At 71.5% G+C, this 26,790-nt stretch carries 30 protein-coding genes; 12 read left to right on the plus strand and 18 right to left on the minus strand.

Going from position 1 to position 26,790, the window contains the following annotated elements; translation table 11 throughout:
* Positions 1-2 precede the first annotated feature (2 nt).
* Positions 3-740 carry a hypothetical protein gene (locus OG285_RS10665; RefSeq protein ID WP_356827305.1) on the minus strand — a complete coding sequence of 246 codons (738 nt, stop codon included), beginning with the start codon at positions 738-740 and terminating at the stop codon, positions 3-5.
* Between the two features lie 195 nt (positions 741-935).
* On the opposite strand from OG285_RS10665, the gene OG285_RS10670 reads away from it, so the two are divergent.
* Genes OG285_RS10670 through OG285_RS10680 form a run of 3 tightly spaced genes read left to right on the plus strand, consistent with a single transcriptional unit; the run spans position 936 to position 3,976 of the window.
* Positions 936-2,291, plus strand: a complete 1,356-nt coding sequence (locus OG285_RS10670) for a magnesium transporter MgtE N-terminal domain-containing protein (protein WP_356827306.1) — start codon at positions 936-938, stop codon at positions 2,289-2,291.
* Positions 2,230-2,799, plus strand: a complete 570-nt coding sequence (locus tag OG285_RS10675) for a DUF1003 domain-containing protein (protein ID WP_371790832.1) — start codon at positions 2,230-2,232, stop codon at positions 2,797-2,799. The genes OG285_RS10670 and OG285_RS10675 overlap by 62 nt, the downstream gene beginning before the upstream one ends.
* A gap of 43 nt (positions 2,800-2,842) precedes the next feature.
* A complete protein-coding gene (locus OG285_RS10680) occupies positions 2,843-3,976 on the plus strand; it encodes an Mrp/NBP35 family ATP-binding protein (protein ID WP_371790833.1) in 1,134 nt (377 codons plus the stop codon).
* Positions 3,977-4,075: 99 nt separating this feature from the next.
* Here the strand turns inward: OG285_RS10680 and OG285_RS10685 are convergent, their stop codons facing one another.
* From OG285_RS10685 to sigE, 5 genes are all read right to left on the minus strand, one after another.
* Positions 4,076-4,687, minus strand: coding sequence for a hypothetical protein (locus OG285_RS10685; protein ID WP_356827309.1), 612 nt, complete (start codon positions 4,685-4,687; stop codon positions 4,076-4,078).
* Positions 4,688-4,769: 82 nt separating this feature from the next.
* Positions 4,770-5,267, minus strand: coding sequence for a sec-independent translocase (locus tag OG285_RS10690; RefSeq protein WP_356827310.1), 498 nt, complete (start codon positions 5,265-5,267; stop codon positions 4,770-4,772).
* Between the two features lie 103 nt (positions 5,268-5,370).
* Positions 5,371-6,909, minus strand: a complete 1,539-nt coding sequence (locus tag OG285_RS10695; RefSeq protein ID WP_371790834.1) for a S1C family serine protease — start codon at positions 6,907-6,909, stop codon at positions 5,371-5,373.
* A 108-nt stretch (positions 6,910-7,017) separates the two neighbouring features.
* Positions 7,018-7,950, minus strand: a complete 933-nt coding sequence (locus OG285_RS10700; RefSeq protein ID WP_371790835.1) for an anti-sigma factor — start codon at positions 7,948-7,950, stop codon at positions 7,018-7,020.
* Positions 7,947-8,720 (minus strand): RNA polymerase sigma factor SigE, encoded by a 774-nt coding sequence (gene sigE, locus OG285_RS10705; protein ID WP_356827313.1) that lies wholly within the window; start codon positions 8,718-8,720, stop codon positions 7,947-7,949. The genes OG285_RS10700 and sigE overlap by 4 nt, the downstream gene beginning before the upstream one ends.
* 127 nt (positions 8,721-8,847) lie before the next feature.
* On the opposite strand from sigE, the gene OG285_RS10710 reads away from it, so the two are divergent.
* A complete protein-coding gene (locus OG285_RS10710; protein WP_356827314.1) occupies positions 8,848-9,513 on the plus strand; it encodes an O-methyltransferase in 666 nt (221 codons plus the stop codon).
* 136 nt (positions 9,514-9,649) lie between these two features.
* On the opposite strand, the gene OG285_RS10715 is transcribed toward OG285_RS10710, so the two are convergent.
* Positions 9,650-9,817 (minus strand): DUF3117 domain-containing protein, encoded by a 168-nt coding sequence (locus OG285_RS10715; protein ID WP_003966491.1) that lies wholly within the window; start codon positions 9,815-9,817, stop codon positions 9,650-9,652.
* Between the two features lie 319 nt (positions 9,818-10,136).
* Here OG285_RS10715 and OG285_RS10720 point away from each other — a divergent pair, with 319 nt between their 5' ends.
* Positions 10,137-10,937, plus strand: coding sequence for an enoyl-CoA hydratase-related protein (locus OG285_RS10720; RefSeq protein ID WP_356827315.1), 801 nt, complete (start codon positions 10,137-10,139; stop codon positions 10,935-10,937).
* 16 nt (positions 10,938-10,953) lie between these two features.
* On the opposite strand, the gene OG285_RS10725 is transcribed toward OG285_RS10720, so the two are convergent.
* Both OG285_RS10725 and OG285_RS10730 read right to left on the minus strand, forming a co-directional pair.
* A complete protein-coding gene (locus tag OG285_RS10725; protein WP_356827316.1) occupies positions 10,954-11,547 on the minus strand; it encodes a DNA-3-methyladenine glycosylase I in 594 nt (197 codons plus the stop codon).
* Positions 11,544-11,873 carry a DivIVA domain-containing protein gene (locus OG285_RS10730; RefSeq protein WP_356827317.1) on the minus strand — a complete coding sequence of 110 codons (330 nt, stop codon included), beginning with the start codon at positions 11,871-11,873 and terminating at the stop codon, positions 11,544-11,546. Before OG285_RS10730 ends, OG285_RS10725 begins: the two co-directional genes overlap by 4 nt.
* Positions 11,874-11,991: 118 nt before the next feature.
* Between OG285_RS10730 and folP the strand changes: the two genes are divergently transcribed.
* Complete coding sequence (gene folP / locus OG285_RS10735; protein ID WP_371790836.1) at positions 11,992-12,852, plus strand: dihydropteroate synthase; 861 nt, start codon at positions 11,992-11,994, stop codon at positions 12,850-12,852.
* Positions 12,853-12,904: 52 nt separating this feature from the next.
* On the opposite strand, the gene OG285_RS10740 is transcribed toward folP, so the two are convergent.
* Both OG285_RS10740 and dapE read right to left on the minus strand, forming a co-directional pair.
* Positions 12,905-13,660 (minus strand): TIGR00730 family Rossman fold protein, encoded by a 756-nt coding sequence (locus tag OG285_RS10740; protein WP_356827319.1) that lies wholly within the window; start codon positions 13,658-13,660, stop codon positions 12,905-12,907.
* Positions 13,661-13,725: 65 nt separating this feature from the next.
* Positions 13,726-14,805, minus strand: a complete 1,080-nt coding sequence (gene dapE / locus OG285_RS10745; RefSeq protein WP_371790837.1) for a succinyl-diaminopimelate desuccinylase — start codon at positions 14,803-14,805, stop codon at positions 13,726-13,728.
* Between the two features lie 30 nt (positions 14,806-14,835).
* On the opposite strand from dapE, the gene OG285_RS10750 reads away from it, so the two are divergent.
* A complete protein-coding gene (locus OG285_RS10750) occupies positions 14,836-15,777 on the plus strand; it encodes a hypothetical protein (protein ID WP_371790838.1) in 942 nt (313 codons plus the stop codon).
* A gap of 311 nt (positions 15,778-16,088) precedes the next feature.
* Positions 16,089-16,505, plus strand: coding sequence for an ATP-binding protein (locus tag OG285_RS10755; protein WP_356827322.1), 417 nt, complete (start codon positions 16,089-16,091; stop codon positions 16,503-16,505).
* 111 nt (positions 16,506-16,616) lie between these two features.
* Here OG285_RS10755 and dapC read toward each other — a convergent pair whose 3' ends face one another.
* Positions 16,617-17,717 (minus strand): succinyldiaminopimelate transaminase, encoded by a 1,101-nt coding sequence (dapC, locus tag OG285_RS10760; RefSeq protein WP_356827323.1) that lies wholly within the window; start codon positions 17,715-17,717, stop codon positions 16,617-16,619.
* A 92-nt stretch (positions 17,718-17,809) separates the two neighbouring features.
* A complete protein-coding gene (gene fdxA / locus OG285_RS10765; RefSeq protein WP_164267011.1) occupies positions 17,810-18,130 on the minus strand; it encodes a ferredoxin in 321 nt (106 codons plus the stop codon).
* Positions 18,131-18,243: 113 nt separating this feature from the next.
* Here fdxA and OG285_RS10770 point away from each other — a divergent pair, with 113 nt between their 5' ends.
* On the plus strand, positions 18,244-19,263 hold the full coding sequence (locus OG285_RS10770; protein ID WP_371790839.1) for a GNAT family N-acetyltransferase: 1,020 nt from the start codon (positions 18,244-18,246) through the stop codon (positions 19,261-19,263).
* Positions 19,264-19,280: 17 nt separating this feature from the next.
* Positions 19,281-20,123, plus strand: a complete 843-nt coding sequence (locus OG285_RS10775; protein WP_356827325.1) for a transglutaminase-like domain-containing protein — start codon at positions 19,281-19,283, stop codon at positions 20,121-20,123.
* Positions 20,124-20,200: 77 nt separating this feature from the next.
* Here the strand turns inward: OG285_RS10775 and OG285_RS10780 are convergent, their stop codons facing one another.
* Positions 20,201-21,007, minus strand: coding sequence for an AraC family transcriptional regulator (locus OG285_RS10780; RefSeq protein WP_356827326.1), 807 nt, complete (start codon positions 21,005-21,007; stop codon positions 20,201-20,203).
* 49 nt (positions 21,008-21,056) lie between these two features.
* Between OG285_RS10780 and OG285_RS10785 the strand changes: the two genes are divergently transcribed.
* Together OG285_RS10785 and OG285_RS10790 are read left to right on the plus strand one after the other, a co-directional pair.
* Positions 21,057-21,581, plus strand: coding sequence for a DUF2000 domain-containing protein (locus OG285_RS10785; RefSeq protein ID WP_356827327.1), 525 nt, complete (start codon positions 21,057-21,059; stop codon positions 21,579-21,581).
* 359 nt (positions 21,582-21,940) lie between these two features.
* Complete coding sequence (locus OG285_RS10790) at positions 21,941-23,341, plus strand: hypothetical protein (RefSeq protein ID WP_371790840.1); 1,401 nt, start codon at positions 21,941-21,943, stop codon at positions 23,339-23,341.
* A 4-nt stretch (positions 23,342-23,345) separates the two neighbouring features.
* Here OG285_RS10790 and OG285_RS10795 read toward each other — a convergent pair whose 3' ends face one another.
* From OG285_RS10795 to OG285_RS10810, 4 genes are read right to left on the minus strand one after another with little or no spacing between them, the layout of a single operon-like run.
* Positions 23,346-23,951, minus strand: coding sequence for a response regulator transcription factor (locus tag OG285_RS10795; RefSeq protein WP_371790841.1), 606 nt, complete (start codon positions 23,949-23,951; stop codon positions 23,346-23,348).
* Complete coding sequence (locus tag OG285_RS10800) at positions 23,948-25,111, minus strand: sensor histidine kinase (protein WP_371790842.1); 1,164 nt, start codon at positions 25,109-25,111, stop codon at positions 23,948-23,950. Before OG285_RS10800 ends, OG285_RS10795 begins: the two co-directional genes overlap by 4 nt.
* A complete protein-coding gene (locus tag OG285_RS10805; RefSeq protein ID WP_356827330.1) occupies positions 25,108-25,848 on the minus strand; it encodes an ABC transporter permease in 741 nt (246 codons plus the stop codon). Before OG285_RS10805 ends, OG285_RS10800 begins: the two co-directional genes overlap by 4 nt.
* Positions 25,845-26,768 (minus strand): ABC transporter ATP-binding protein, encoded by a 924-nt coding sequence (locus tag OG285_RS10810; protein WP_371790843.1) that lies wholly within the window; start codon positions 26,766-26,768, stop codon positions 25,845-25,847. Before OG285_RS10810 ends, OG285_RS10805 begins: the two co-directional genes overlap by 4 nt.
* Between the last annotated feature and the right edge of the window lie 22 nt (positions 26,769-26,790).

Consider the following 26,790-nt stretch of genomic DNA (forward strand, 5'->3'; position numbering starts at 1 on the left):
GGCTATGACGTGGGCAGCTGGTGCCCGTAGTCCACGGTGTCACCCTTGCCCGGCGGCACCAGCGTGACGTTGCTGTTCCACTCCGTCAGCTGGAGCGTGCCCGCGCCGCCCGCCCGTTCGAACCGCAGCGGATACGGGGTCCCCTTCAGCGACACGTCGAGGCTGCCGCCCTGCCCGTCTCCGCCGGTGACCTGGATCGCCGGGACGCCGCCGACCTTGGTCCGGTCCCCCTTGCCCAGTGAGCCGTGCAGCCCCAGCAGCCCGTCGAGCAGCGCGTGCATGTCGGTGAACCCGCGGAACTGGTCGTATGCCGGGTCGCTCTTGGGCACCTTGACGTACTTGTCGTCGAGCTTGCCGGCGGCACCGGCCCCGTCCTTGCTGTCGGCCTGCTTCCAGAAGCCCGCCCCGGCCTTCACATAGAGCGCGTCGCCGATCCGCAGCAGCGCGAACGTACTGCTCTTCGAGGTGACGGAGCCGGTGCCGCCGTCCGCGTTGAGGCGCATGTCCAGCTGGTACGAGCCGCCCTTGCCGATCAGCGTGCCGGCGAGGGTCACCGCCTTGGCCGCGTCCGCCGCCGCGCGCGCCTTTGTCTCGATCTCCTTCGCGGAGAGCTTGGCGACGCCGTTGGTCCCCGCGTCGGGGTCGCCGCCGCAGGCCGCGAGCGACACCGCCAGAGCGGCGCACAGTGCGCCCGCGAGTCCTGCCCTGCGGGCCCGGGCGGCCAGGGGAAATGCAGCCACGTACGCACTGCCTCTCATACGAGTGTCCTCACCAGGAGACCGCAGCGTACCCGTGTCGCCCGCACGGCAGGCGGAGAGCCATCCGGACCCGCTGCCGGGGCGGCACGGAACGGGACGGGCTAACGTGAAGCCCGAACAAGGCGCCGCAACAGCACGAAACGGGCGCCGTACGGAGCGTACGAAGAGGAGGCGCGGATGGCGGCAGGCGTCCCCCGGATCTTCGTCTCGCACCTCGCCGGAGTCTCCGTGTTCGACCCGAACGGCGACCAGGTGGGCCGGGTCCGCGACCTCGTCGCGATGCTGCGGGTCGGGACCCGCCCGCCCCGGCTGCTCGGGCTGGTCGTCGAGGTGGTCGGCCGCCGCCGGATCTTCCTGCCCATGACCCGGGTCACCGGTATCGAGTCGGGACAGGTCATCACCACCGGAGTGGTCAATGTGCGCCGCTTCGAACAGCGCCCCACCGAGCGGCTGGTCCTCGGCGAGCTGCTCGACCGGCGGGTGCGGCTGACCGGGACGGACGAGCAGGTGACCGTCCTCGACGTGTCCGTCCAGCAGCTGCCGGCCCGCCGTGACTGGGAGATCGACAAGGTCTTCGTACGGAAGGGGAAGGGCGGCGCGCTGCGGCGCAAGGGCGAGACGCTGACGGTCGAGTGGTCGGGGGTCACCGGTTTCTCGCTGGAGGAGGAGGGGCAGGGCGCGGAGAGCCTGGTCGCCACCTTCGAGGAGCTGCGCCCGGCCGACCTCGCCAATGTGATGCACCATCTGTCGCCCAAGCGCCGGGCGGAGGTGGCCGCCGCCCTCGACGACGACCGGCTCGCCGACGTGCTGGAGGAACTGCCCGAGGACGACCAGGTGGAGATCCTCGGCAAGCTCCAGGAGGAGCGCGCGGCCGACGTCCTGGAGGCGATGGACCCGGACGACGCGGCCGACCTGCTGAGCGAGCTGCCCGAGGAGGACAAGGAGCGGCTGCTGACCCTGATGCGGCCGGACGACGCGGCCGATGTGCGGCGGCTGCTCTCCTACGAGGAGCGGACCGCGGGCGGGCTGATGACGACCGAGCCGATCGTGCTGCGCCCGGACGCGACGATCGCCGACGCGCTGGCCCGCGTACGCAAGGAGGACCTCTCCCCCGCGCTGGCCGCGCAGGTGTACGTGTGCAGGCCGCCGGACGAGACGCCGACCGGGAAGTACCTGGGCGCGGTGCACTTCCAGCGGCTGCTGCGCGATCCGCCGTTCACGCTGGTCGGCGCGATCGTGGACAGCGACCTCCCGCCGCTGCCGCCGCAGGCCACGCTGCCGGTGCTGACCAGCTATCTCGCCGCGTACAACCTGCTCGCGGCGCCCGTCGTGGACGCGAGCGGCTCGCTGCTCGGGGTGGTCACCGTCGACGACGTGCTCGACCACCTGCTGCCGAGCGACTGGCGCGAGACCGACTTCCACCAGGAGTCCGGTGTGCCCGACGACCGGCAGGCCGACGACGGCCGGCCCGATGAGGACGAGGGCCGGGCCGGCCCGGACGAGCACCCGGCGGAGGCCGCCGATGACCGCTGAGCCGACGTCCCGGGGCCGTCTCGACCAGCCGCTCGCGCCGAAGCGGCGCTGGCTGCCGGAGTACGACCCGGAGTCCTTCGGGCGGACATCGGAGCGGGTCGCGCGGTTCCTGGGGACCGGGCGGTTCATCGTCTGGATGACGGTCGTCATCGTCATCTGGGTGGTGTGGAACACCTGGGCCCCGCACGCGCTGCGCTTCGACCCGTTCCCCTTCATCTTCCTGACCCTGGTGCTCTCGCTCCAGGCCTCGTACGCGGCCCCGCTGATCCTCCTCGCGCAGAACCGCCAGGACGACCGGGACCGGGTCAATCTCGAACAGGACCGCCACCAGAACGAACGCTCCATCGCCGACACCGAGTACCTCACCCGGGAGATCGCCGCGCTCCGGATGGGCCTCGGCGAGGTCGCCACCCGTGACTGGATCCGGTCCGAACTCCAGGACCTGGTGAAGGACATGGCGGAGCGGCGGCAGGTATTCCCGCGAGAAAGTGACGAAGCCGACCGCTGACCGCTCTTTCCCGGCCCCGCCGTGGGCGCCGTACCATCGACGCATGGCTATGGAAGACGCGGTGCGTGAAGCACTGGCGACAGTGAACGACCCCGAGATCCACCGTCCGATCACCGAACTCGGCATGGTCAAATCGGTCGACATCGGAGCGGACGGGGCGGTCGCTGTCACGGTCTACCTCACCGTCTCCGGCTGCCCGATGCGCGAGACCATCACCACCAACGTCACCGACGCGGTCGCCCGCGTCGAGGGGGTGACAGCGGTCAGCGTCGAGCTGGACGTGATGAGCGACGAGCAGCGCAAGGAGCTCGCGACCTCGCTGCGCGGGGGCAACGCCGAGCGCGAGGTGCCCTTCGCCAAGCCCGGCTCGCTGACCCGGGTGTACGCGGTCGCGTCCGGGAAGGGCGGCGTCGGCAAGTCGTCGGTGACGGTCAACCTGGCCGCCGCGCTGGCCGCCGACGGGCTGAAGGTCGGCGTGGTCGACGCGGACATCTACGGGCACAGCGTGCCGCGGATGCTCGGCGCGTACGGTCACCCCACCCAGGTCGAGAACATGATCATGCCGCCGTCGGCGCACGGCGTGAAGGTCATCTCGATCGGCATGTTCACCCCGGGCAACGCCCCGGTGGTGTGGCGCGGCCCGATGCTGCACCGCGCACTCCAGCAGTTCCTGGCGGACGTCTACTGGGGCGACCTCGACGTGCTCCTGCTGGACCTGCCGCCGGGGACCGGCGACATCGCGATCTCGGTGGCGCAGCTGGTGCCGAACGCCGAGATCCTGGTGGTCACCACCCCGCAGCAGGCCGCGGCCGAGGTGGCCGAGCGGGCCGGCTCCATCGCCGTGCAGACGCACCAGAAGATCGTCGGTGTCGTCGAGAACATGTCGGGCCTGCCCTGCCCGCACTGCGACGAGATGGTCGACGTCTTCGGTACGGGCGGCGGGCAGAAGGTCGCCGAGGGCCTGACGAAGACCACCGGGGCGACCGTGCCGGTGCTCGGCTCCATCCCGATCGACGTACGGCTGCGCGAGGGCGGCGACGAGGGCAAGCCCGTCGTACTGACCGACCCGGGCTCCCCGGCGGGCACCGCGCTGCGCGCCATCGCGGACAAGCTGAGCAGCCGTCAGCGCGGTCTGGCGGGCATGTCGCTCGGGGTCACCCCGCGCAACAAGTTCTAGCGACACACGGCACCCCCAGGGGGCGGTCCGCCGCGGCGGCCGCCTCCCGGGGGTGAGTGCTGCTGTGGTGCACGGCGCGGCTGTCGCCGCGTCGCGTCGTCACACGTACGCGGTGATGTCCTTGGCCACGGCGAAGCCCAGCCCGTACGCACTCATCCCGCGCCCGTACGCCCCGAGGTGCACCCCGGTCTCGGTGGCCCCGGCCAGTACCCAGCCGAACTCCGTCTCGCGGTAGGAGAACGGCGTCGGTACGCCGTCCACCGGCAGCGTCAGCTCCGACCACTCCGGGCCGGACAGGTCGTCCGCGAGCTCGAACGCGGCCTCGGTCTGCTGGTCCAGCCAGTCGTCACGCAGGGTGTGGTCCAGCTGCACGGGCCAGGTGCACGCCAGCAGGCCGGACCCCGCGAGCCAGGCCGCGGAGGAGACCGTGGTGGCCTCCAGCACGCCCGTACCGTCTCCGCTGCGCCGCACGGGGCTGGACGCGATGGTCACCACGGCGGCGAAGTGTTCCTTCTCAGGTTCTGCGTCCGGTCTCACAGCGGGCTCGTCACCGTGTCCCAGCGAGCCGTGCTGGACCGTGCCGTCCGCTGCGACGCCCACCTGCATCAGCCGCCGCGGGCCGGTGAACGCCTCGTCCAGTCCGTACCAGGAAAAGGGCGCCCTCAGATAGTCGTCGACCGTGTGGGTCCCTGTCCGACTCGTCGTCTCCATGTGCCGGCCGCCTCCTCGATCCTCAGCGTCCGAAGCGGCCCACCCCCACGGGCGCCCTCACTGCCGGACAGATGGAGAATACTCAGGTGGCGTCGGCGTCGAACGGCGGACGCTCTTCGGTGTCGACCGTCACACTCTTCTTCTGCAGGTCAGGGCCGGTCTTCTTCAACAGGTCCGGGCCTGTCGATGAGCCATTGGCGCTACCCGGGGCGATCTCGGCCGCGGTCTCCGTGTCGTCATCGGCGGTGCTCGACCTGCCGTTCACGACGTCGGTGATCTCGGAGATCTCCTTCTTCAGATCGAAGCTGCTGCGGATCTCCTTGAGCCCCAGCTCGTCACTGCCGTCCATGAGCTGCTTGCGCACGAACGTCTTGGGGTTCAGGTCCTCGAACTCGAAGTCCTTGAACTCGGGGCCGAGCTCGGTGCGGATGTCCTCCTTGGCGCTCTCGGAGAACTCGCGGATCTTCCGGATCGTGCGGGTGACGTCCTGGATGACCTTCGGCAGCTTGTCCGGGCCGAAAACAATCACGGCGAGCACCACGAGCGTCACGATCTCGAGGGGGCCTACGTCATTGAACACTTTTGCTCCTGGTGTTCTCCGCGGCCCGCAGGTCGGGGGTGTGGTCCGGGCCCCGACCACGGTACCCGGCGAAGGTGCCCGGACGGTACCTTCCACCGGTCTTTCATGTGCCGTCGGCTGATCCAAGAGACAAGGTCACAGGCCGGACGCGGCCGTCCCTGCGGACGGTGAGAGCGAGTCTGTCGCCCGGCCGGTGTGCCCGGATCCTGACGATCAGATCCTGCGCGCTGTGCACCTGTTCACCGTCCACACCTGTGACGATGTCCCCCGGCTCGATGCCCGCGGCGGCCCCCGGGCCCCCCGGTGCCACGGCCGGGCCGCCGTCGTTCGCCCGGGCCGCCACCCGGGCGCCGTCGCCCGCGTACTTCATGTCGAGTGTGACACCGATCACGGGGTGGGCGGCCCTGCCGTTGTTGATCAGTTCCTCGGCGACGCGCTTCGCCTGGTTGATGGGGATGGCGAACCCGAGCCCGATCGAGCCGCCCTGGCCGCCCTGGCCGCCCTCGGTGTCCGAGCTGTCGTCGGCGGCGCGGATGGCGCTGTTGATGCCGATGACCCGGGCCTTGCTGTCGACGAGCGGGCCGCCCGAGTTGCCCGGGTTGATCGGGGCGTCGGTCTGGAGCGCGTCGACATAGCTGACGTCGCTGCCGTCGTTCTTCCCGCCGCCGGACGTGATCGGGCGGTCCTTGGCGCTGATGATGCCGGAGGTCACCGTGTCCGCGAGGTCGAAGGGGGCGCCGATGGCGACGACCGGGTCGCCGACCTGCACGTTGTCGGAGTTGCCCAGCGGCAGCGGGGTGAGTCCGGACACCCCGGTGACCTGGACCACGGCCAGGTCGTAGCCGCTGTCCCTGCCGACGACCCGGGCTTTGGCGCTCTCACCGCCGCTGAACGTGACGGTGATGTCGCCGGCGGAACCAGCGGGTTCGACCACGTGGTTGTTGGTGAGGATGCGCCCCTCGCGGTCGAGGACGAAACCGGTACCGGTGTCCGCCTCGTCGCCTCCCCTGACATGCAGGGTGACCACGCTGGGCAGCGCGCTCGCGGCGATCCCCGCCACGGTGCCCGGCGCGCGGGCGGGGCTCTCCCTGCCTGCCTGCGGGAGCCGTACGTCCGAGAACGAGCCGTTCAGCACGGAGTACGCGCCCAGGCCGCCACCGATGACACCGGTGACCAGCGCGACGACCACCATGACCACGACCGCTCGACGCCGGTGTCCCTTTTCCCCGATCGCCTCCCGGACGGGCGGCGAAGGCGGTGACGGGGGCGTGCCCCACGGGTCGTATCGCAGCCACTGGGGGGACTGCTGGACGGGCGGTGCGGGGGCCCAGGGGCCCGGACCACCGCAGGGCGGGGTGCCGTAGGGGTCGGGGTCGTGCAGGGCCCGTGGACGACCGGCAGGGGCTTCACCTGTCAGGTGCGCTGCCTGGGTGCCGCTCGCCGGGGTCCGCGCAGGTGCCGGGGGTTCGGGGGGCTGGGACGGCGGCCCTGGATTTTCGGGCGCGGGGCTCAACGGCTCGGGGCTCAACGGCGCGGGGCTCAACGGCGCGGGAGGTTCCGGTGTGGGACGGGCCGCCGTACGTGGCGGGGTGGGCCTGCTCCACCCGTTGGCGTCCGGCCCGGTGGGCCTCCCGTCGTCCATGCTCTCCCCGCACCTGCCCCACGCTCCGCGTGCCCTGTGCTCCGCGAGCCCTGTGGCGGGCAGCCTGTCAGGGATTCAGCCAGGTTTCCAGAGAGGGGCGGAGCCCGCTCAGTGCAGGGCGGAAGTCGGCAGGCCCGAGGGGTCCGGAGCGGCGAGCGGGACCGGTGGCGGCGTGGTCGTCGGGCTCGGCTGTGCGGGCTCGGCAGGCGGGTTGGCGGCCAGCGGGGGACGGACGGCGGACAGCGACGAGACAGTGACCAGCGGGGTCGTCAGCGAGTACAGCGACTGCCTGCTCGCACGGGCGTCGGGTGCGGCCGCCGCGTGCCGCCCGCCGAAGGCGGTGGGCAGGACCGGGGGCCGTCCGCCGTGGTTCAGCCGGGCGCCGTCGCCGGTGCGCCGCCGGTGCGGATCCGCGCCGATGCCGACGGGGTCCGTGACGCTCATCGGCGTCACGTTGTTGGGCGGCCCGTCGGTGTGCGCCGGGGATTCGCCCGTGCCGTCGAACGGCAGCGTGCCGCCCAGCGCGATGGCGGCCAGCGAGACCGCGCTGGCGGCCGCGAACGCGAATCGCCGGCCGCGCCAGGCCGACCGCTCCTGATCGCTCCGGCCCACGGGGTGGATCCGAAATCCGCCGGCCGGGCCACCGTCCGGGATCGTGGTGGCGTGCGGTCCCGCGGGCACATAGCCGAAGGTGTCGATCCGGTCGTCGGACGGGCGCCCGTCCGACGACCGGGCGGCCCCGAAGAACTCGTCGGCGAAGCGGCCGCCGAACGGTCCGCGCCGGCCCTCTTCGCCGCTGCCGGGCCCGGCGGGCAGTCCCTGGAGGCGGGCGAGCAGCCCTTCGGAGGGCGGCGGGGGCGCGGTCTCGGCGAAGACGCTTTTCAGCCGGCGCTGCGCGTCGGCCTCGGTCTTGCACTTCGCACAGGTGGCCAGGTGCGCGAGGACCCGCTCGCGGGCGTCGTGCTTCAGCTCACCGTCGACCAGCGCGGCGAGCCGGTCCCCGAGGTGCTGTTCGGCCGGGGTCGGACTGGATCCACTCACGCGGTCCCATCCTCTCCATCCAGGCCGGGTGCCACCCCGGCCAGCGCGCGCTGCTCGGCGCGACGGGCCTCGGGCGAACGGTGCTTGAGTGCCTTGCGCAGGTGGGAGCGGCCACGGTGGATCCTGCTGCGGACGGTGCCGAGCTTGACGCCCAGCGTCGCGGCGATCTCCTCGTACGACAGCCCCTCGATGTCACAGAGGACGACTGCCGCACGGAACTCCGGTGCCAGGGTGTCCAGCGCCTGCTGGACGTCCGCGTCGAAGTGCGTGTCGTGGAAGACCTGCTGCGGTGACGGCTCACGGCTCGGCAGCCGCTCTGCCGCGTCGTCCCCGAGGGCGTCGAAGCGGATCCGCTGCTTGCGGCGGACCATGTCCAGGAAGAGGTTGGTGGTGATGCGGTGCAGCCAGCCCTCGAACGTGCCCGGCGTGTACGTCGACAGCGAGCGGAAGACGCGGACGAAGACTTCCTGGGTGAGGTCCTCGGCGTCATGCTGGTTGCCGGTCAGGCGGTAGGCGAGCCGGTAGACCCGGCCGCTGTGCGTGCTGACGATCTCCTCCCACGAGGGCGGAGTCCATGTCTGCGCGTCCGCGTCTGAGGCGAAAGTCGCGGTCTGTACCGAGTCAGCAGCGCTGGAGCTGTCAGCAATGTCGGTCACGGATTTCGGCTCACCCGCCGACCTGAGAAAGCGCCGCAGCACTCCTCCCCGATCCACAGGCGCAGCCGCACCTCCCCTGTCGGCTCTGGTGGTGTCCAGTAGAGCCCCTACCATAGCCACCTCGCCCGTTAGCTCCGGATAAGACTGATTGCCGGAATCCTCGTACATCCGCATCCCCCCTGCCCTCCTACAACGCCCGGTCCCATCTGCGGGTTCCCGGGCGCAGCGGATACAGTCACGAGTGCGCCAACTACGGGGACAGGAGAGGGCCATTACCGCCAACCGGCAGACGAGCTGGGCCTTCGCCGACGCGTTTGTCGCCGAGGACGAAGCCCTGCGCTGGGCCCGCGACCGGGCCCGCGACTCCGGCCTGCCCTCGGTCTCGCCCGGCACCGGTGCGGCACTGCGGCTGCTCGCCGCCACCACCGACGCCAAAGCGGTGGCCGAAATCGGTACGGGGACCGGCGTATCGGGCATCTACCTGCTCCAGGGCATGCGGCCGGACGGCGTGCTGACCACCGTCGACCCGGAGCCCGAGCGCCAGGGCTTCGCCCGTCAGGCCTTCCGCTCCGCCGGCTTCGCCGCGAACCGGTCGCGCTTCATCCCCGGCCGGGCCCTCGACGTACTGCCGCGCCTCGCGGACGGCGGGTACGACCTCGTGTTCTGCGACGGCGACCGGCTGGAGTCACTGGACGTGCTCGCTGAATCGTTGCGCCTGCTGCGGCCCGGCGGACTGGTGTGTTTCGAGGGGGTCTTCGCGGACGGCCGCACGGTCGACTCCGCCGCACAGCCCGCCGAAGTGCTGCACCTGCGTGACCTGCTGCGCACCGTGCGCGAGAGCCAGGAGCTGCTGCCCTCGCTCCTCCCGGTCGGTGACGGGCTGCTCTGCGCCGTACGTCTGGGCTGAGCGCACAGCCGCCTGCCCCGCGGAACACCTCTGCCGGGCGTCACCGCTGAACACCGCTACCGCTGAACACCGCTGTGAAACACCACTGCCCCGGCCGGAGCCGGGGCAGTGGAGAGAACAATGGGGGGCGTCCGCGTCAGCCGACGACCTTCTTCAGCGCGTCGCCGAGTGCATCGGCCTCGTCCGGAGTCAGCTCGACAACAAGTCGTCCGCCGCCTTCGAGCGGAACGCGCATGACGATGCCCCGCCCCTCCTTGGTCACCTCGAGCGGGCCGTCGCCCGTCCGCGGCTTCATGGCCGCCATGCTCGTTCCCCTTCCTGAAACCAGCTCATCGCAGCCGACAACCCAGGTGTCACCGGCATCGAACATATTGCTTCCCAGCCATTATCCCGCATCCCAGGACCCGATGACCAACATCGGTCTGCATCGCTTCCGCAACGCACTTCCTCAAAACCACTCAATTCGGCGTTCCCCCTGCGATACTGCGCCGCCTCGTCCACCATTCTTGACCAGCATTGTTTGACGCAGGTCACATGTTCGCCGCCGATGATCTCCGGCATGCTGAGCTGCGGACGACGAATCAGCACCCATCAGCAGCCGACACCCAGCAGTGGAGGGCCCCATGGCGGACACCGTGCTCTACGAGGTGACCGACGGACTCGCGACGGTCACCATCAACCGTCCCGACTCGATGAACGCGATGAACACCGAGGCGAAGGCCGCCCTGCGCGACGCGGTCCAGACCGCGGCGGCGGCCTCGGACGTACGGGCCGTCCTGCTCACCGCCACCGGGCGTGCCTTCTGCGTCGGGCAGGACCTCAAGGAGCACGTCTCCTCGCTGACGGCGGACCGCGAGGCGGGCACCGGGCGCACCATGTCCACCGTGCGGGAGCACTACAACCCGATCGTGCGGGCCCTCACGGAGATGCCGAAGCCGGTCGTCGCCGGGGTCAACGGCGTCGCCGCGGGAGCCGGCCTCGGGTTCGCGCTCGCCGCCGACTACCGGGTCGTGGCCGACACCGCGAAATTCACCACGTCGTTCGCGGGTGTCGCGCTCACCGCGGACTCGGGCGTCTCCTGGACGCTGCCCCGGCTGATCGGCCAGAGCCGCGCGGCCGATCTGCTGCTGTTCCCGCGCTCGTTCGGTGCGCAGGAGGCGTACGACCTGGGCATCGCCAACAAGCTCGTACCGGAGGCCGATCTCGCGTCGGAGGCGCTGGCCGTGGCCCGGGCACTGGCCGAGGGCCCGACGGTCGCGTACGCGGCGATCAAGGAGTCCCTCGCCTACGGGGCGGGCCATCCGCTCCGCGACGCGCTGGAGAAGGAGGACGAACTCCAGACGCGCGCCGGCGCGTCGGAGGACCACCTCATCGCGGTGGAGGCCTTCGTCGGCAAGACGAAGCCGCGGTACCTGGGGCGCTGAGACCCGTCCGCGCGGGTCAGCGGCCCGCGGGCGTCCGCCTGGCGAAGCAGTCCGCCAAGTGGTCGTCGACCAGACCGCACGCCTGCATCAGGGCGTAGGCCGTGGTCGGGCCGACAAAGCGCAGGCCGCGCTTCTTGAGCTCCCTGGCCAGCGCCGTGGACTCCGCGGTGACCGCGGGGATGTCGGCGAGGCGGCGGGGCGCCGGGCGGGCGGCCGGATCCGGGGCGTACGACCAGATCAGCGCGGAGAGCGCGCCGGGCGCCCAGCCCGCGAGCTCCCGGGCGTTGGCGAGGGTCGCGTCGATCTTGGCGCGGTTGCGGATGATCCCCGGGTCGGCGAGCAGGCGGTCCCGGTCGGCGTCGGTGAAGGCGGCCACCCCGGCGATGCCGAACCCGGAGTAGGCCTTACGGAATCCCTCGCGGCGGCGCAGGATCGTGATCCAGGAGAGCCCCGACTGGAACGCCTCCAGGCAGAGCCGTTCGTACAGCGCGTCGTCGCCGTGGACCGGACGGCCCCACTCGGTGTCGTGGTACTCGACGTAGTCCTCGGTGGACACCCCCCACGGACAGCGCAGCTTCCCGTCCGCCCCGGGGACGGCGTCCGAGGTCACGGGCGGGGGCCGTCGTCGTTGACGGCCGCGGCCCGCGCCCCGGCGAGCGCCGCTTCCAGCTCGGCGATCCGCGCGTCGCGCTCGGCCAGTTCGGCTCCGAGCCTGCCCAGCACGTCGTCCACGTCGGCCATCCGGTAGCCGCGCACCACCATGGGCAGCCGCAGCGCCTCGATGTCCGCGCGGCCGACCGGGCGGGCGGCGGGCAGCGGATCGACGGGCAGTTCGGGGGATGCCTCGGACAGTACGGCGCCGTCACCGCCGCCGATCACCGCGAGGGTGACCGCGGCGACCACCACGACCATCGCGATCAGCAAGAACCAGAACACGAGTGGGCCTCTCCCCGGATAGCGGAACCGTGCGGGTCCGATCGTGCCATGCCCACCTGGCGGTTAGGGTCGCAGGCGACTCAGCGGGTGAACTCAGCGGGTGGAAGGAGCAGGTTGGATGCTGCGGTTGGGACGGCGCGAGTTCGGCGCGCACGAGCCGGTGATCATGGCGATCGTGAACCGGACCCCGGACTCGTTCTACGACCGGGGGGCGACCTTCCGCGACGAGCCCGCGCTCTCCCGCGTGGAGCAGGCGGTGTCCGAGGGGGCGGCCATCATCGACATCGGCGGGGTCAAGGCGGGCCCCGGCGAGGAGGTGACGGCCGAGGAGGAGGCGCGGCGCACGGTCGGTTTCGTCGCCGAGGTACGGCGGCGCCACCCCGATGTGGTGATCAGCGTCGACACCTGGCGCCAGGACGTCGGTGCGGCGGTGTGCGAGGCGGGCGCGGATGTACTCAATGACGCGTGGGGCGGGTTCGATCCCGAACTGGCGGCTGTCGCCGCCCGGTTCGGCGCGGGTCTGGTCTGTACGCACGCGGGCGGCGCCGAACCCCGCACCCGGCCGCACCGGGTCACGTACGACGACGTCATGGACGACATCCTGCGGGTCACGGTCGGCCTCGCGGAGCGGGCGGTCGCGCTGGGCGTCAGGCCCGACGGGATCATGATCGACCCCGGCCACGACTTCGGGAAGAACACCCGGCACTCGCTGGAGGCGACCCGCAGGCTGGGCGAGATGACCACGACGGGGTGGCCGGTCCTGGTCTCCCTGTCCAACAAGGACTTCGTGGGCGAGACCCTCGACAAGCCGGTCAAGGAGCGGCTGCTCGGGACGCTGGCCACGACGGCGGTGTCGGCATGGCTGGGGGCGCAGGTGTACCGGGTGCACGAGGTGGCCGAGACCCGGCAGGTGCTGGACATGGTCGCGACGATCGCGGGCCACCGGGCGCCCGCGGTGGCCCGGCGGGGTCTGGCGTGACCGGAGGGAGGGGCTTGTCCTTGCCGAGTCCCTCCCTCCTCGCCCGCGGGCCCTACAGCCCCGTCTCCTTGGTCACCAGGGCCACCGCCTCGTCCACGTCGTCCGTGACGTGGAACAGCAGCAGATCGCGCTCCGAGGCCTTGCCCTGCGCCACCACCGTGCCGCGCAGCCAGTCGACCAGGCCGCCCCAGTACTCCGTGCCGAAGAGCACGATCGGGAACCGGGTCACCTTGCGCGTCTGGACCAGGGTCAGCGCTTCGAACAGCTCGTCCAGGGTGCCGAGTCCGCCCGGCAGGACCACGAAGCCCTGCGCGTACTTCACGAACATCGTCTTGCGGACGAAGAAGTAGCGGAAGTTCACCCCGATGTCGACGTGCTGGTTGAGGCCCTGCTCGAAGGGCAGCTCGATCCCGAGGCCGACCGAGACGCCGTTGGCCTCCCTGGCGCCCCTGTTCGCCGCCTCCATGGCGCCGGGGCCGCCGCCGGTGATCACCGCGAAGCCCGCTTCGACCAGCGCGCGTCCGATCCGTACTCCCGCCTCGTACTCCGGCGAACCCGCCCTGGTACGGGCCGACCCGAACACGCTGATCGCGCTGGGCAGTTCGGCCAGTGCGCCGAAGCCCTCCACGAACTCCGACTGGATGCGCATGACCCGCCAGGGGTCGGTGTGCAGCCAGTCCGCTGAGCCCTTCTCCGTGGTGTCGAGCAGCCGCTGGTCGGTGGTGCCGGGCTGAACCTGGTCCCGGCGGCGCACCACCGGGCCGAGCCGCTGTTCCTCCGGCGCCGGTGCTCCTTCAGGGTTGCCCATGTTGTGCTCCCTCCGCTGTACGTGTTCCGACAGCCTAGGTCCGCACATGTGACGTATGAGGAAATTCAGGCCGTCAGCCAGGAGCGGAGTCGTTCCTCGGTCTGCGAGATCCGCGTGATCTCGACCCGCTCGTCGCGCTTGTGCGCGAGCAGCGGGTTGCCCGGTCCGTAGTTCACCGCGGGCACGCCGAGCGCGCTGAAGCGCGACACGTCCGTCCAGCCGAACTTCGGTCGGGCCTCGCCGCCGACCGCCGCCATGAAGGCCGCCGCCGCCGGATGCGAGAGACCGGGCAGCGCACCGCCGGTGTGGTCGTCGACGACGAACTCCTCGATGTCGCAGTCGGCGAAGAACTCCTTGACGTACGCCAGCGCCTGTTCCTCGCTGCGGTCGGGCGCGTAACGGAAGTTGACCACCACCGTGCAGGCGTCCGGGATGACGTTGTTGGCCACGCCGCCCTCGATCCGGACGGCGTTCAGGCCCTCGTGGAACTCCAGGCCGTCGATCACCGGCTTGCGCGGCTCGTACGCGGCCAGCTTCGCCAGGATCGGGGCGGCCGAGTGGATCGCGTTGGACCCCATCCAGGCGCGCGCCGAGTGGGAGCGCTCGCCCTTGGTGCGCAGGATGACCCGGAGCGTGCCCTGACAGCCGCCCTCGACCTCACCGTCGGAGGATTCGAGCAGCACGGCGAAGTCCGCCGTGAGCCAGTCGGGGTGCGCCTCGGACACGTGCTTGAGGCCGTTGAGTTCGGCCGCGACCTCTTCGTTGTCGTAGAAGACGAAGGTGAGGTCCCGGTTGGGCTCGGGCACGGTCGCCGCGATCCGCAGCTGCACGGCGACGCCCGACTTCATGTCACAGCTGCCGCAGCCCCACAGGACGCCGTTCTCGTCGAGCCGCGACGGGACGTTGTCCGCGATCGGCACGGTGTCGAGGTGTCCGGCCAGCACGACCCGCTCGGCGCGGCCGAGGTGCGTCCGGGCGACGACGTTGTTGCCGAACCGGTCGACGGTCAGGTGCGGCAGCGCCCTCAGCGCCTCCTCGACCGCGTCGGCGAGGGGCTTCTCGGTACCGCTCACGGACGGGAAGTCGACCAGCTGTGCGGTCAGGGCCGGGGCGTCGAGTGTGAGGTCAAGCGGGGTCTCTGACATGGCTCCGACCCTAACCCGGGCTCCAGTACGGTGTGCCCTGTGTCCCAGCCCACTGCCGCGCCACGCCGCGGCCGCTTCTTCCGGATCGTGGCCGCCGTCGCCGTGTTGCTGGCGCTGGCGGGCTATGTCCTCGTGCAGTACATCAGCGGTGGCGGAAGCGGACCGCGCTGCACGGCACAGTCCAGCAAGGGGGGCAGGTACCGGCTGAGCCCCGAGCAGGCCGTCAACGCGGCGACCATCTCCGCGGTGGGAACCTCGCGCGGGATGCCGGAGCACGCGGTGACCATCGCGCTGGCGACCGCGCTCCAGGAGTCGGGGCTGCTCAACCTCGATCACGGCGACCGGGACTCGCTCGGCCTCTTCCAGCAGCGTCCTTCGCAGGGCTGGGGTACGGCCCGGCAGGTCATGGACCCGGTGTACGCGGCCGGGAAGTTCTACGAGCATCTCGCGAAGATCCCCGACTACTCGCGGCTGCCGCTGACGGTCGCCGCCCAGGAGGTGCAGCGCAGCGGCTTCCCGCAGGCGTACGCGAAGCACCAGCCGGACGCCGAGCTGCTCTCGGCCGCGCTGACCGGCCGGGATCCCGCTTCGTTCTCCTGCGCGGCGACGAAGAGCAGCCTGGCGGGGGACCCGGCCGCGGTGCGCGCGGCGCTGAAGCGGGCCTTCGGGGCCGGGGTGCTGCCCACCGGGAAGTCGGCGCAGCCGTCGGAGGTCCGGCTGCCGGTCCGTACGACCGCGGCGCGGGCCGTCGGGGCGGCGGCGCCCGGTACCGGATCCGTACAGCAGCGCGGCTGGGAGCTGGCGCACTGGGCGGTGGCGAACTCGGCCGCGCTCCACATCCAGCGGGTCTCCTACGCGGGCCGGGAGTGGACCGCGGGGACGAACCAGGCACCCTGGCACAGGACGGACACCTGGCGAAGCGGTGCGGCGGGCCAGGGCGCCGCGGAAGTCCGCATCACGGTCATGAAATAGCGCCGGAAGCGACCCGTACAGGTACGCGATCCCTCACCCGGAAGCGGTTCACCCAGCCCGCCGGGGAACGCCTTCCGGACCCCCTCCGGGCACGCTCGCCCTCCCTCCGGAGACCCCTTGGGGGCCAAGGGAAGTGACGGTTCAGCAGGCCTCTCCGCACGCCACCGTTTGTCCGTTTTTACCCGAACCCGATAATGCGACACATTGCACAGTCTTTACCTTGGTGCACCGCAACTTCCCCCTCCCCCCGAGCGGTTGTCACAGCGTCCGAACGCCGGACAGTCAACGTCCCCTCCCGCTCAAGGAGCACCATGTCCCTCTCCCTGACCCGTCGGATCGCCCGTACCGCGCTGCTGATCGCGGCGGGCGCGGCCCCCGTGGTCGGTGCGGCCGGCGTCGCAAGCGCCGCGGAACTCCCGCAGACCCCGAACCTGGGCGGCGTGACCGCCCTCGACGGCGCCGGCCTGGGCAACTCCGTCGACAGCGCGGCCCGGACGACCACCGGCATGGCCGGTGACGCCGGCAGCAAGGCCGTCAAGAAGGCCGTGCCGGCCGCGGGCAAGACGGTCGGCGCCGTCGGCAAGACCGCCGCCCCGGCCGCCCAGAAGGCCGCGGGCGACACCGCGGGCAGCGCCGGCACCCTGGTCGGCGGGACCGCGCAGGGCGTCGGCGGCGGCCTGCCGTCCGCGGGCAAGCTGCCGGTCAACGGCCTGCCGCTCGGCCGCTAGACCCGGCGGGCGATCCGGCCGGTCAGGGCACCGTCCGGCACGCGCGCGAGAGCCCCGGGGAGTTCGCTCCCCGGGGCCCTTCCGCGTGCGGACCGCGGCACCGCCGGCGGGCTACTTCTCGCCCAGCCGCTTCACCGCGGCGGCCACCCGCTCGTCCGTGGCCGTCAGCGCGACCCGGACGAAGCGCTCGCCCGCCACCCCGTAGAAGTCACCGGGCGCCACCAGGATGCCCAGCTCGGCGAGGTGGGCGACGGTGTCCCAGCACGGCTCGTCGCGGGTCGCCCACAGGTAGAGGCTGGCCTCGCTGTGCTCGATCCGGAAGCCGCGCGCCTCCAGTGCGGTCCGCAGGGCGGTGCGCCGGGCCAGGTACCGCTCCCGCTGCTCCGTCACGTGGGCGTCGTCGCCGAGCGCGGCGACCACCGCGGCCTGTACGGGCGCGGCCGTCATCATCCCGCCGTGCTTGCGGATCTGCAGCAGCTCGCCGAGCACGGCGGAGTCGCCCGCGATGAACGCGGCGCGGTAGCCCGCCAGGTTGGAGCGCTTGGAGAGCGAGTGGACGGCGATCAGGCCCTCGTACGTACCGCCGCAGACATCCGGGTGCAGCACGGAGACCGGCTCGGCCTCCCAGCCCAGCTCGAAGTAGCACTCGTCGCTCGCGATGAGGACGCCGTGCTCCCGCGCCCAGGCGACGATCCGGACCAGCTCGTCCCGGCCGAGGACCTCGCCGGTCGGGTTCGACGGCGAGTTGAGCCAGAGCAGCCTGAGCCCCTCGGGGTCCAGCTCCGTCGGGTCGTCGTACACGACCGGCTCCGCGCCGCAGAGCCGCGCGCCCACCTCGTACGTCGGGTAGGCGAGCCGCGGGTACGCCACCCGGTCACCGGACCCCAGGCCGAGCTGCGTGGGCAGCCAGGCCACCAGCTCCTTGGAGCCGACGACGGGCAGCACGTTGGTGTGTGCCACCTCGCGCGCGCCGAGCCTGCGCTCGCACCAGCCGCTGATCGCGTCGCGCAGCCCGGGGGTCCCCCACACCGTCGGATACCCCGGCGAGTCGGCAGCCGCGACGAGCGCGTCGCGCACGATCGGGGGGACCGGGTCGACCGGCGTGCCGACCGAGAGGTCCACGATGCCGTCCGGATGGGCGGTGGCCGTCGCCTTGTACGGCTCCAGCTTGTCCCAGGGGAAGGCGGGGAGACGCGATGAGAGTGCGGACACGGGCTTCACTTTCTCGTACGTACGGAGCTTCACAAGAAATGCCGCGGTCCCGTACGGCGAAGAGTGCCGTACGGGACCGGGTCGCTACGGGATCAGCCGTTCTGCGGAGGCAGCGCCGCAATGAAGGGGTGGTCGCGCTCGATCAGGCCGAGCTTGGAGGCGCCACCGGGCGAGCCGAGCTCGTCGAAGTATTCGACGTTCGCCTTGTAGTAGTCCTTCCACTCCTCCGGGGTGTCGTCCTCGTAGAAGATCGCTTCCACCGGACAGACCGGCTCACAGGCACCACAGTCGACGCATTCGTCCGGGTGGATGTACAAGGACCGGGAGCCCTCGTAGATGCAGTCGACGGGGCACTCCTCGATGCACGCCTTGTCCTTGACGTCGACACAAGGCTGCGCGATGACGTAAGTCACGCTGTCGTTCCTCCTCGGTAGGGCTGCTCTGCGCGGGAGCGCGGCGTCGTCGATGCCCGCACCTAGTATCTCCGTTCCTGGGCGCGATCCGAACAGGAGGGGCGGAGAGAGCTGTGGAATTCACTACCGGCGGACGGCTCGAGGTCCGAATTACACCTGTTGACGTGGGCAAACGGGTATCAGTCAGGCAGCTGACCGATGAGGCCCCACCAGGCTCGAAATTCACCGACACGGTGGGTGTTCTCACATCATGGGACGCGGGTGTGCTGTCCATCACACCGCGGTCGGGCGTGTCGGTGCGGATCCCGGAATCGGCGCTCGTCGCGGGGAAGACCGTGCCCCCGGCGCCCGCGCGCAGACGGGGCCCGTCGGCGACCTTCCCCGAACTCGCGCGGACCATGGCACGCGCCTGGCAGCCGGCGGAGAGCGAGCAGCTCGGCGACTGGCAGCTGCGGGCCGCCGCCGGCTTCACCCGCCGCGCCAACTCCGTACTGCCGCTCGGCGATCCGGGCCGCCCGCTGGACGAGGCACTGGACCAGGTGACCGCGTGGTACGCGGAGCGCGGCCTGCCCGCCCGTCTCCAGCTCTCCAGCGGGGCCGAGGCCACCCAGGAGACTCTCGCCGCCGCTCTCGAAGGGCGCGGCTGGACCCGCGAGGTGAGCACGCGGGTCCTGACCGGGGCGCTGGCCCCGCTGGGCGACCCGGCCCGCCCGCTGGAGGAGACGGTCGACCGGGTCACGCTCTCCCGTTCCTGCGACACCTCCTGGCTCAACCGCTACCAGCGTTTCAGTGCCCCGGATCCGGCCATTCTGAAAGTGCTCAGCAGCGGCCCCTCGACCTGGTTCGCCTCGGTCCCCGGGTCTGACGGGGTCCCCGTGGCGATCGGCCGCGGTGTGACCGACGGCCGGTGGGCGGGGTTCATGGCCGTGGAGGTCGACCCTGCGGCCCGCCGCCAAGGGCTGGCGACCGCGGTCATGACCGCGCTGGCCCGCCGGGCGCTCGACGAGGGCGCGTCGGCGGCCTGGCTCCAGGTCGAGGAGAACAACGGCGGGGCCGGTGCGCTCTACGAGGGCATGGGCTTCCGGACCCACCACCGGTACCACTACTACCGGCCGCACATCCCCACGGCATAGGCGGGTACGAGACTCATATGGACGAGCAATCCACCGACTGGCGGCGGCAGTTCGCCGAGGAGGCCCGCGCCGAGCGGCCCGATCTCGCCCTGCTGTGCCTGCTGGTGGGCACGGAGGCCGATCCCTCACTCGGCCAGGACGGCATCGACAGGGCCCAGATCGAACTGGACCGGCTGGCGGGCCTGCTGCCGTACGGCGTGACCGGTACCCGCGCCTGGGCCACCGCACTCGGTGAACTCCTCGGCGTGCAGCACGACTTCAGGGGCGGCGCAGCCGAATACCAGCGGCTGGAGTCCTCACTGCTGCACGAGGTGCTGCGGCGCAGGCGCGGACTGCCGATCCTGCTCTCGGTGGTCTGGACCGAGGTCGCGCGGCGGGCCGGGGCCCCGGTGTACGGGGTGGCGCTGCCGGGCCACTTCGTCGTCGGCTTCGGCGATCCGTCGGGCCCGCCGGACGAGCAGGTGCTCGCCGATCCCTTCGGGGGCGGCCGGCTGCTGAGCGGCGAGGACGCGGGCGCCCTGGTCGCCGGAGCGACCGGTGCGCCCTTCGACCCGTCCATGCTCGCCCCGGCGGATCCGCTGGAGATCATCCTGCGGGTCCTGAACAACATCCGCGCCTGGGCGGCGGCCCGCCCGGAGCGCACGGACGTCCAGCTCTGGGCGGTCGAACTCTCTCTGCTGCTGCCCTCCCACCCGGCACGCCTGCGCTACGAGCACGCCCAGCTGCTGGTCGAGCGGGGCGACTTCGTGCGCGGCGCGGTGGAGATGGAGGAGTACGCGGAGGTGGTCGCCGCGGTCGACCCGGGAACGGCCGAGACGGTACGCGGACGGGCGAGGTCGGCGCGCGCGATGCTCAACTGAGTGCGGCTCGACCCGCGCTCGGCTGAAGGCTGTTGTTCTATCGGCGGTCAGGGGTGTATCGGCGGTCAGGGGTGCGCTCACCGGGCCGGTCCGGTACGGGCGTACCGGCCCGGCGCGATGCCCACGACGCGCTTGAAGTGCCGCGTCAGATGCGACTGGTCGTAGAACCCGGTGGCCACGGCCACCTCGCCGGGCCGCTGCCCTTCGAGCAGCAGCCCACGGGCCCGGTCGACCCGGCGGGACGTCAGGTACTGGTGCGGGGTGATACCGAAGGCGGCGCTGAACGCCCGTACCAGATGGGCGGGATGGGCGTGCACCTGCGCGGCGGCCTCCTGCAGCGTCACCCCCTGGACCAGCCGTTCGTCGAGCAGCGCCCGCAGCCGGTCCGCGACGGACCTGCCGTCCTCGGCCGGGCGTCCGGCCGCGCTGCCGGGGCGCAGATGCCCGCGCAGCCGCTCGCTGATCAGGGCCAGGCGGCTCTCCGCCTCCAGCTCGTCGCCCGGTGAGGCCAGGGCCGTGTGCAGCCGGCCGACGCGGCTGCGCAGCACCGGGTCGACCAGATCGGGACGGTCGACTGCGGCGCCGATGTACCCGGCGTCCAGCTGTGTCATGTCCAGATAGAGCACCCGCTTGCGGAAGCCGCGCGGGGTGGCGGGCGAACCGTTGTGGGGCACCTGCGGAGGCAGCAGCGAGACGGTGTCGTGCGGGGTGCCGTGCTCATGACGGTCGAGGTCGTAGCGCACCGCGCCGTCGTCGACGATCAGCAGGGTCCAGGCGTCATGGACGTGCATCGGGTAGGCGTGCTCGGTGAAGTGGGCATGGAAGACCTCCACGACACCCGCGACGGCCGGTCGCCAGGCGGAGACCTCCTGCTCAGACACCATGCAAACAACGTACAAGACGGTGCGCGGGACCACTCGGCAGTCTCGGAGCATGAGAACCGAGACTGCCCCCACCGCCACCGCGCCCGGCCACAGCGCTCCTGACCACGCCGTTCCCGACCACGCCGACGACAGCCCGGCGGGCAGCGCCCGCGACGGCGCACCGGTCCGCTTCGACACCAAGATCGCCGTGCTGCTGCACGAGGACCTGGCGACCTGGCAGCGGCTGAACGTCACCGCCTTCCTGGTCAGCGGTCTCGGCGCCACGGTGCCCGAGGTGATCGGCGGACCGTACGCCGACGCCGACGGCACCGCCTATCTGCCGATGTTCCGGCAGCCCGTGCTGGTCTTCGAGGGCACCGGCGAGACGCTCACCACCGCGCACTCCCGGGCGCTGTCCCGCGCACTCCCCCGGGCCGTCTTCACCCGCGACCTGTTCAGTACGGGCAACGACCGGGACAACCGGGCCGCGGTCCGGGCGGTCGGGCGCGACCGGCTCGATCTGGTGGGGCTGGCGGTGTACGGACCGCGCAACGCGGTGGACAAGGTGCTCAAGGGAGCACGGATGCACCCGTAGCAGGGCTTTTCGGACCCTACCGCCGGACAGCGGGCCGGGTCCGGGCTCGGGATCGGGTTGCGATGGGGCGCGGGGATCGGGCCCAGAACCGGGCTCGGGACCGGGTTCGGACCGGGAATCTGGAATTACCTGTGCAGGGGCTGTGCACGGAGATGCCGCGACTGCATACGATTCGGGGCGGTGAGTGGCCTTCGCGCCTCTGACACTCCTTACCCGCGTCACAGTCGCTCCGGAAGCCCTCCTCCATGTCCCTTGCTCACGCCCCGTGTTCGCCGCCCCGTTCGCCGGGGGCCGGAACGACGTCCTCGTCATCCCCGGCCGGCACGGCCCGCCACCGCGTTCTCGTCTGGTTAATACCCATGATGTGGACCTTCTGCCTCGGTCTGTGGGGCCTGTCCCGACAGGACAGTGTGTGGCGGGACGAGGCCGCGACCTGGCAGGTGGCCCAGCGCTCCACGGCTGAGATATGGCACATGCTGGGGAACGTGGACGTCGTGCACGGGTGCTACTACCTGCTGATGCACGCGCTCTTCGAGTGTTTCGGAGCCAGCACCACCACCCTGCGGTTGCCCTCGGTGCTGGCCACCGGGGTGGCGGCGGCGTGCGTGGGAGGTATCGGCCACCGGCTGGCCGGAATGTGGGCGGGCCTGGCCGGTGGGCTGGCCCTCGGGCTGCTTCCGGCCGTGCAGTTCTACCTCCAGGAGGGACGGCCGTACGCGCTGGTCGCGGCCGGGGCCGGGATATCCACGTCGCTGCTCGTGATCCTGCTGCAGGGGCGGGGCAGGACCGCGCACTGGGCGGCCTACGGCGGGACCGTCCTGATGTGCGGGCTCCTGAACTGGCTCTCGCTCATGATCCTCCCGGCGCACCTGGCGACTCTGGTCTGGAGCCGGGCCCGCCACGGAGTGTGGAAACGCTGGATCACCGCCGCCGCCGCTGCCACGGCCGGTGTGCTGCCCCTGGTCCTTTTCAGTCGGCGCCAGTCGGTCCAGGTGTCCTGGATACCGCCGCTGACCTGGCACATGCTGATAGGCCCGGCGGTCCTGCTGGTGATCGGTGCGGCCGGCGCCCTTCTGGACCGGCCCCGGGCGCGCGGACTGTCGGTGACCGCCGTCGGACTGCCGCTGCTGGCGGTGCCGCAGATCGGCCTCGTCGGGCTGTCCCTGATCCAGCCGCTGTTCCTGGACCGGTACATAATGTTCAGCCTGCTGGGGCTCGCGCTGCTGATCGGCAGGGGCATCGGCTCGGCGGTGCAGGCACTGCGTCCCCGGCACCCGCGAGCGTCGCTGTGGGTCCTCCCCGCCGTGATCGCCGTCGCGATGGTGGCGCTGCTGCCGCAGTCGCTGGCCAAGCGGTCCCCGTCGAGCCGGGTGGACGACGTCCTGGCGGTGGCGTCGGACATACGGCGGCTCAAGGAGACCGGGGACGCGGTGCTCTTCGTCCCGTCGGCACGCCGGGACACCAAATCCGTTTCCCCGAGCGCCTTTTCGGGACTGCGGGACATCGCTCTGGCGCAGGGCCCGGAGGAGTCGGGGACCCTGAAGGGCCTGGAGGCGGATCCGGGCCGGATACGTGCCGCGATGCTGGTCCAGCGGTGGATCCTCCTGGTGACCGACACACCCGGGGTGGCGAAACCGGTGACGGCCGAGCGGGACAGGATGAAGATCTCGGTGCTGGAGAAGTACTTCACGGCCGTGGCCGACAAGCAGGTCCGCGGACGGCGGGTGACGGTGTACGAGCGGCGCGGTCCGGCCCGCTGACCCCTCAGAGCCAGCCCTTCTCGCGGGCGATCCGCACCGCCTCGGCCCGGTTGCGGGCGGTCAGTTTCTGGATCGCCGTCGAGAGGTAGTTGCGGACGGTGCCCTGCGACAGGTGCAGCGCCGCCGCCAGTTCCGCGTTGGTCGAGCCGTCCGCCGCCGCGCGCAGCACGTCGCGCTCACGGTCCGTCAGCGGGTTCGCCCCGTCCGAGAGCGCCGCGGCCGCCAGGGTCGGGTCGATGACCCGCTCGCCGCCGAGGACCTTCCGTACCGCGGAGGCCAGCTGGGACGCGGGGGCGTCCTTGACCAGGAAGGCGTGGGCGCCGGACTCCATGGCCCGGCGCAGATAGCCGGGGCGGCCGAAGGTCGTCAGGACGACGACCTTGAGCGCGGGCAGTTCACGCTGGAGCTGGGCCGCCGCCTCGATGCCGGTCATGCCCGGCATCTCGATGTCGAGCAGCGCGACATCCACGGCGTGGGCCCGGGCGGCGGCCAGGACCTCGTCGCCGCGGGCCACCTGGGCCACGACCTCGATGTCCGGCTCCAGGCCGAGCAGCGCGGCCAGGGCCTCCCGGACCATGGCCTGGTCCTCGGCGAGCAAGAGCCTGATCATGCACCGGATCCTAGGGGGACCCGGGCGGTGAGCGTGAAGCCGGGACCGGCCCGCGTATCGAGCGTGCCGCCCGCCGTGGCGAGACGCTCGGCCAGGCCGGTGAGCCCGTTGCCGTGCGGGCCCGCCACGGCGTTTCTGCCGTCGTCACGCACCATGAGTTCGAGGCGGCGGCCGTCCAGGGTCTGCCGGGAGCTGAGCGTGACCGTGCAGTGGCGGGCCGCGCTGTGGCGTACGACGTTGGTGATGCCCTCCCGCAGCGCCCAGGCCAGGGCGGCCTCCTGGTCCTCGTCCAGATCGCCGGTACGGCAGTCCTCGGGCACGTCGGCGGGCACGTCCGCCGTGATGCCCGCGGCGGCGAGGGCGGTGCGGGCCCCCGCCAGCTCGCCGGGCAGGGTGGGGCGGCGGTAGCCGGTGACCGCTTCCCGGACGTCCGTCAGCGCCTCTCTGCTGACCTGCTCGATGTCCGCGACCTGGGCGGCCGCCTGCCCCGGGTGGTCCGGGAGCATCCGGCCTGCCAGCTCGGACTTGAGGGTGATCAGCGACAGCGAGTGGCCGAGGAGGTCGTGCAGGTCGCGGGCCATGCGCAGCCGCTCCTCGTTGGCGGCGAGCTGGGCGACCGTGGCGCGGGCCTCCTTCAGCTCGACCGTCGTACGGATCAGCTGCCGCACCCCGGTCATCGCGAATCCGCCGAGCAGGGCCGGGACGAGCAGCGGCCCGACGAGCCCCGGCGGATCGTCGGCGCGGAGCGAGAGGAGGCACATCAGCGCCGTGGCCCCGAGGATGCCCCAGGTCGCCCTGCGCAGCGACAGGACCGCGCCGCAGTTCACCGCCACGTAGACGAAGAGCACGAGCCAGGGGGAGCCGAGGGCGAGGTTGAGCCCGATGGCGATGACGCCGAGGGCGGCCAGGGTGGTGTGGATCACCGGCGGCGCGAGCGTGCGGCTGGTGTTCCGGAAGACCATGACGAGGTACAGGCCGACGAAGACGATCAGCCCGGTCCAGCCGAGCGCCTGCCCGGCAGCCGAGTAGCGGCCGTCGAGCAGGGCGTTCAGCGGGGTGCTCAGGAAGATCAGCCAGATGCCGATCCAGAGCATCTTCCTGGCGGCATCCCGGGTGTTCTGGGGCGCTCTTCCGATACCGATCGCTCGTTCCTGGTTCACGCCTTCAGTGTGTCCTTCCGGTAGAGCCAGGCGGCGCCGCCCGCGAAGATCAGGAAGTACACGAAGAGGATGGCCACGTCCTTCATGTGCGGGGCGTTGCCCAGCTCGATGGACTGGCCGAGACCGGCGTACGCGTGGGTGGGCAGCCACTCCGCGATGTTCTGCAGCCACTGCGGGAAGGCCGTCGTGGGCAGCCAGAGGCCGCCGAGGATGGAGAGGCCGAAGTAGATGATCATCGTGATCGGGCGGACCGCGTCACCGCTGGTGATGTACCCGATGGCGACTCCGAGCGCGGCGAAGACCAGGCTGCCGGCCCAGATGACTCCGGTCAGGGCGAGCCACTGCCAGGCGTCGAACCGTACGTTCTTGGCGAGCGCCGCCACGATGAAGACGACGACGATGCAGGGCAGCGTCACGACGGCCGCACTGCCGATCTTCGCGATGACATAGCCGCGGCCCGGCAGCGAGGTGAGGCGCAGCTGGCGCACCCAGCCCTTCTCGCGCTCCTTGGCGATGCGCTCGCTGTTGCCCATGAGGACCGCGGTGAGCGCGCCGAAGGAGGCCATGGCGACCACGTAGAAGTTCTGCAGGGTGAGGCCGGTGCCGCCCACCTTGTCCGACGAGGACGCCCCGCTCGAAATGATCAGGTAGAGCATCGAGGGGTAGAGGATCGAGAAGAACATGAACTTCTTGTTCCGCAGCGTCCGGGTGATTTCGAGCTTGATCAGGGTCCTCATGCTGCTTTGGCCTCCTCGGCCTCGGTGATGGCGACGAAGGCCTGCTCCAGGCCGAGGCCCGCGACTTCGAGGTTGCGGGGGTAGAGACCGAGTCCGTACAGCGCGTGGACGGTGGCGTCGGCGTCGGACGACTGGATACGGACCGTGCGGCCGGAGACGTCGAAGGCGGTCAGGAACGGCAGACCGCGCAGCGCGCCCTCGTCGATGGCGCCCTCCAGGTCGAAGGCGATCCGCCGGGCACCGGCCTTGGCCTTGATCTCGGACGCGGTCCCGTCGGCGAGCAGCCGGCCCTTGTGGAGGACCAGGACCCGGTCGGCGATGGCGTCCGCCTCCTCCAGGTAGTGCGTGGCGAAGAGGACCGTACGGCCCTGGTCGGCCTGTTCGCGCATGGTGGCCCAGAAGGCGTGCCGCGCGGAGACGTCCATCCGGGTGGTCGGCTCGTCGAGGACGATCAGGTCGTTGTCCCCGGCCGTCGCCAGCGCGAAGCGGACCCGCTGCTCCTGGCCGCCGGAGAGCTTGTTGACCATGCGGTCGGCGATCTGGGTGATACCCGCGCGGTCGAGCACGTCGGCGACCGGGCGGGGGTGGCGGTGCAGATCGCAGGCCAGCTGGACCAGCTCGCGGACCTTGACGTCCTCCATCAGTCCGCCGCTCTGCAGCATCGCGCCGACGCGGCCGTCCCTGATGGCCTGCTCGGGGGTGGTGCCGAAGACCCGGACGGTGCCCGAGTCGGCGTTGCGCAGCCCGAGCAGGAGGTCGAGCGTCGACGACTTGCCCGCCCCGTTGGGGCCGAGGAGCGCGACGGTCTCGCCGGGGTGCAGATCGAGTGTGAGGCCGGCCACGGCCTGCACCTGGCCGTAGCTCTTGTTCACGTTCTCGAAGCTCGCCACGGTGGTGGGCGGTGCTGTCGTCTTCGTCATGGGAACAGCGTCGCTCAGCAGG

This window comes from Streptomyces sp. NBC_01471 (genome assembly GCF_041438865.1).
GTDB lineage: Bacteria > Actinomycetota > Actinomycetes > Streptomycetales > Streptomycetaceae > Streptomyces.

What these genes read in the sequence shown, in the direction of transcription:
- OG285_RS10670 (WP_356827306.1), top strand. Translation starts at nt 936, where the DNA reads ATGGCGGCAGGCGTCCCCCGGATCTTCGTCTCGCACCTCGCCGGAGTC.
- OG285_RS10675 (WP_371790832.1), top strand. Translation starts at nt 2,230, where the DNA reads ATGAGGACGAGGGCCGGGCCGGCCCGGACGAGCACCCGGCGGAGGCCG.
- OG285_RS10680 (WP_371790833.1), top strand. Translation starts at nt 2,843, where the DNA reads ATGGCTATGGAAGACGCGGTGCGTGAAGCACTGGCGACAGTGAACGAC.
- OG285_RS10685 (WP_356827309.1), bottom strand. Translation starts at nt 4,687, where the DNA reads ATGGAGACGACGAGTCGGACAGGGACCCACACGGTCGACGACTATCTG.
- OG285_RS10695 (WP_371790834.1), bottom strand. Translation starts at nt 6,909, where the DNA reads ATGGACGACGGGAGGCCCACCGGGCCGGACGCCAACGGGTGGAGCAGG.
- sigE (WP_356827313.1), bottom strand. Translation starts at nt 8,720, where the DNA reads ATGGTAGGGGCTCTACTGGACACCACCAGAGCCGACAGGGGAGGTGCG.
- OG285_RS10715 (WP_003966491.1), bottom strand. Translation starts at nt 9,817, where the DNA reads ATGGCGGCCATGAAGCCGCGGACGGGCGACGGCCCGCTCGAGGTGACC.
- OG285_RS10720 (WP_356827315.1), top strand. Translation starts at nt 10,137, where the DNA reads ATGGCGGACACCGTGCTCTACGAGGTGACCGACGGACTCGCGACGGTC.
- folP (WP_371790836.1), top strand. Translation starts at nt 11,992, where the DNA reads ATGCTGCGGTTGGGACGGCGCGAGTTCGGCGCGCACGAGCCGGTGATC.
- OG285_RS10740 (WP_356827319.1), bottom strand. Translation starts at nt 13,660, where the DNA reads ATGGGCAACCCTGAAGGAGCACCGGCGCCGGAGGAACAGCGGCTCGGC.
- dapE (WP_371790837.1), bottom strand. Translation starts at nt 14,805, where the DNA reads ATGTCAGAGACCCCGCTTGACCTCACACTCGACGCCCCGGCCCTGACC.
- OG285_RS10755 (WP_356827322.1), top strand. Translation starts at nt 16,089, where the DNA reads ATGTCCCTCTCCCTGACCCGTCGGATCGCCCGTACCGCGCTGCTGATC.
- OG285_RS10775 (WP_356827325.1), top strand. Translation starts at nt 19,281, where the DNA reads ATGGACGAGCAATCCACCGACTGGCGGCGGCAGTTCGCCGAGGAGGCC.
- OG285_RS10780 (WP_356827326.1), bottom strand. Translation starts at nt 21,007, where the DNA reads ATGGTGTCTGAGCAGGAGGTCTCCGCCTGGCGACCGGCCGTCGCGGGT.
- OG285_RS10785 (WP_356827327.1), top strand. Translation starts at nt 21,057, where the DNA reads ATGAGAACCGAGACTGCCCCCACCGCCACCGCGCCCGGCCACAGCGCT.
- OG285_RS10790 (WP_371790840.1), top strand. Translation starts at nt 21,941, where the DNA reads ATGATGTGGACCTTCTGCCTCGGTCTGTGGGGCCTGTCCCGACAGGAC.
- OG285_RS10795 (WP_371790841.1), bottom strand. Translation starts at nt 23,951, where the DNA reads ATGATCAGGCTCTTGCTCGCCGAGGACCAGGCCATGGTCCGGGAGGCC.
- OG285_RS10805 (WP_356827330.1), bottom strand. Translation starts at nt 25,848, where the DNA reads ATGAGGACCCTGATCAAGCTCGAAATCACCCGGACGCTGCGGAACAAG.
- OG285_RS10810 (WP_371790843.1), bottom strand. Translation starts at nt 26,768, where the DNA reads ATGACGAAGACGACAGCACCGCCCACCACCGTGGCGAGCTTCGAGAAC.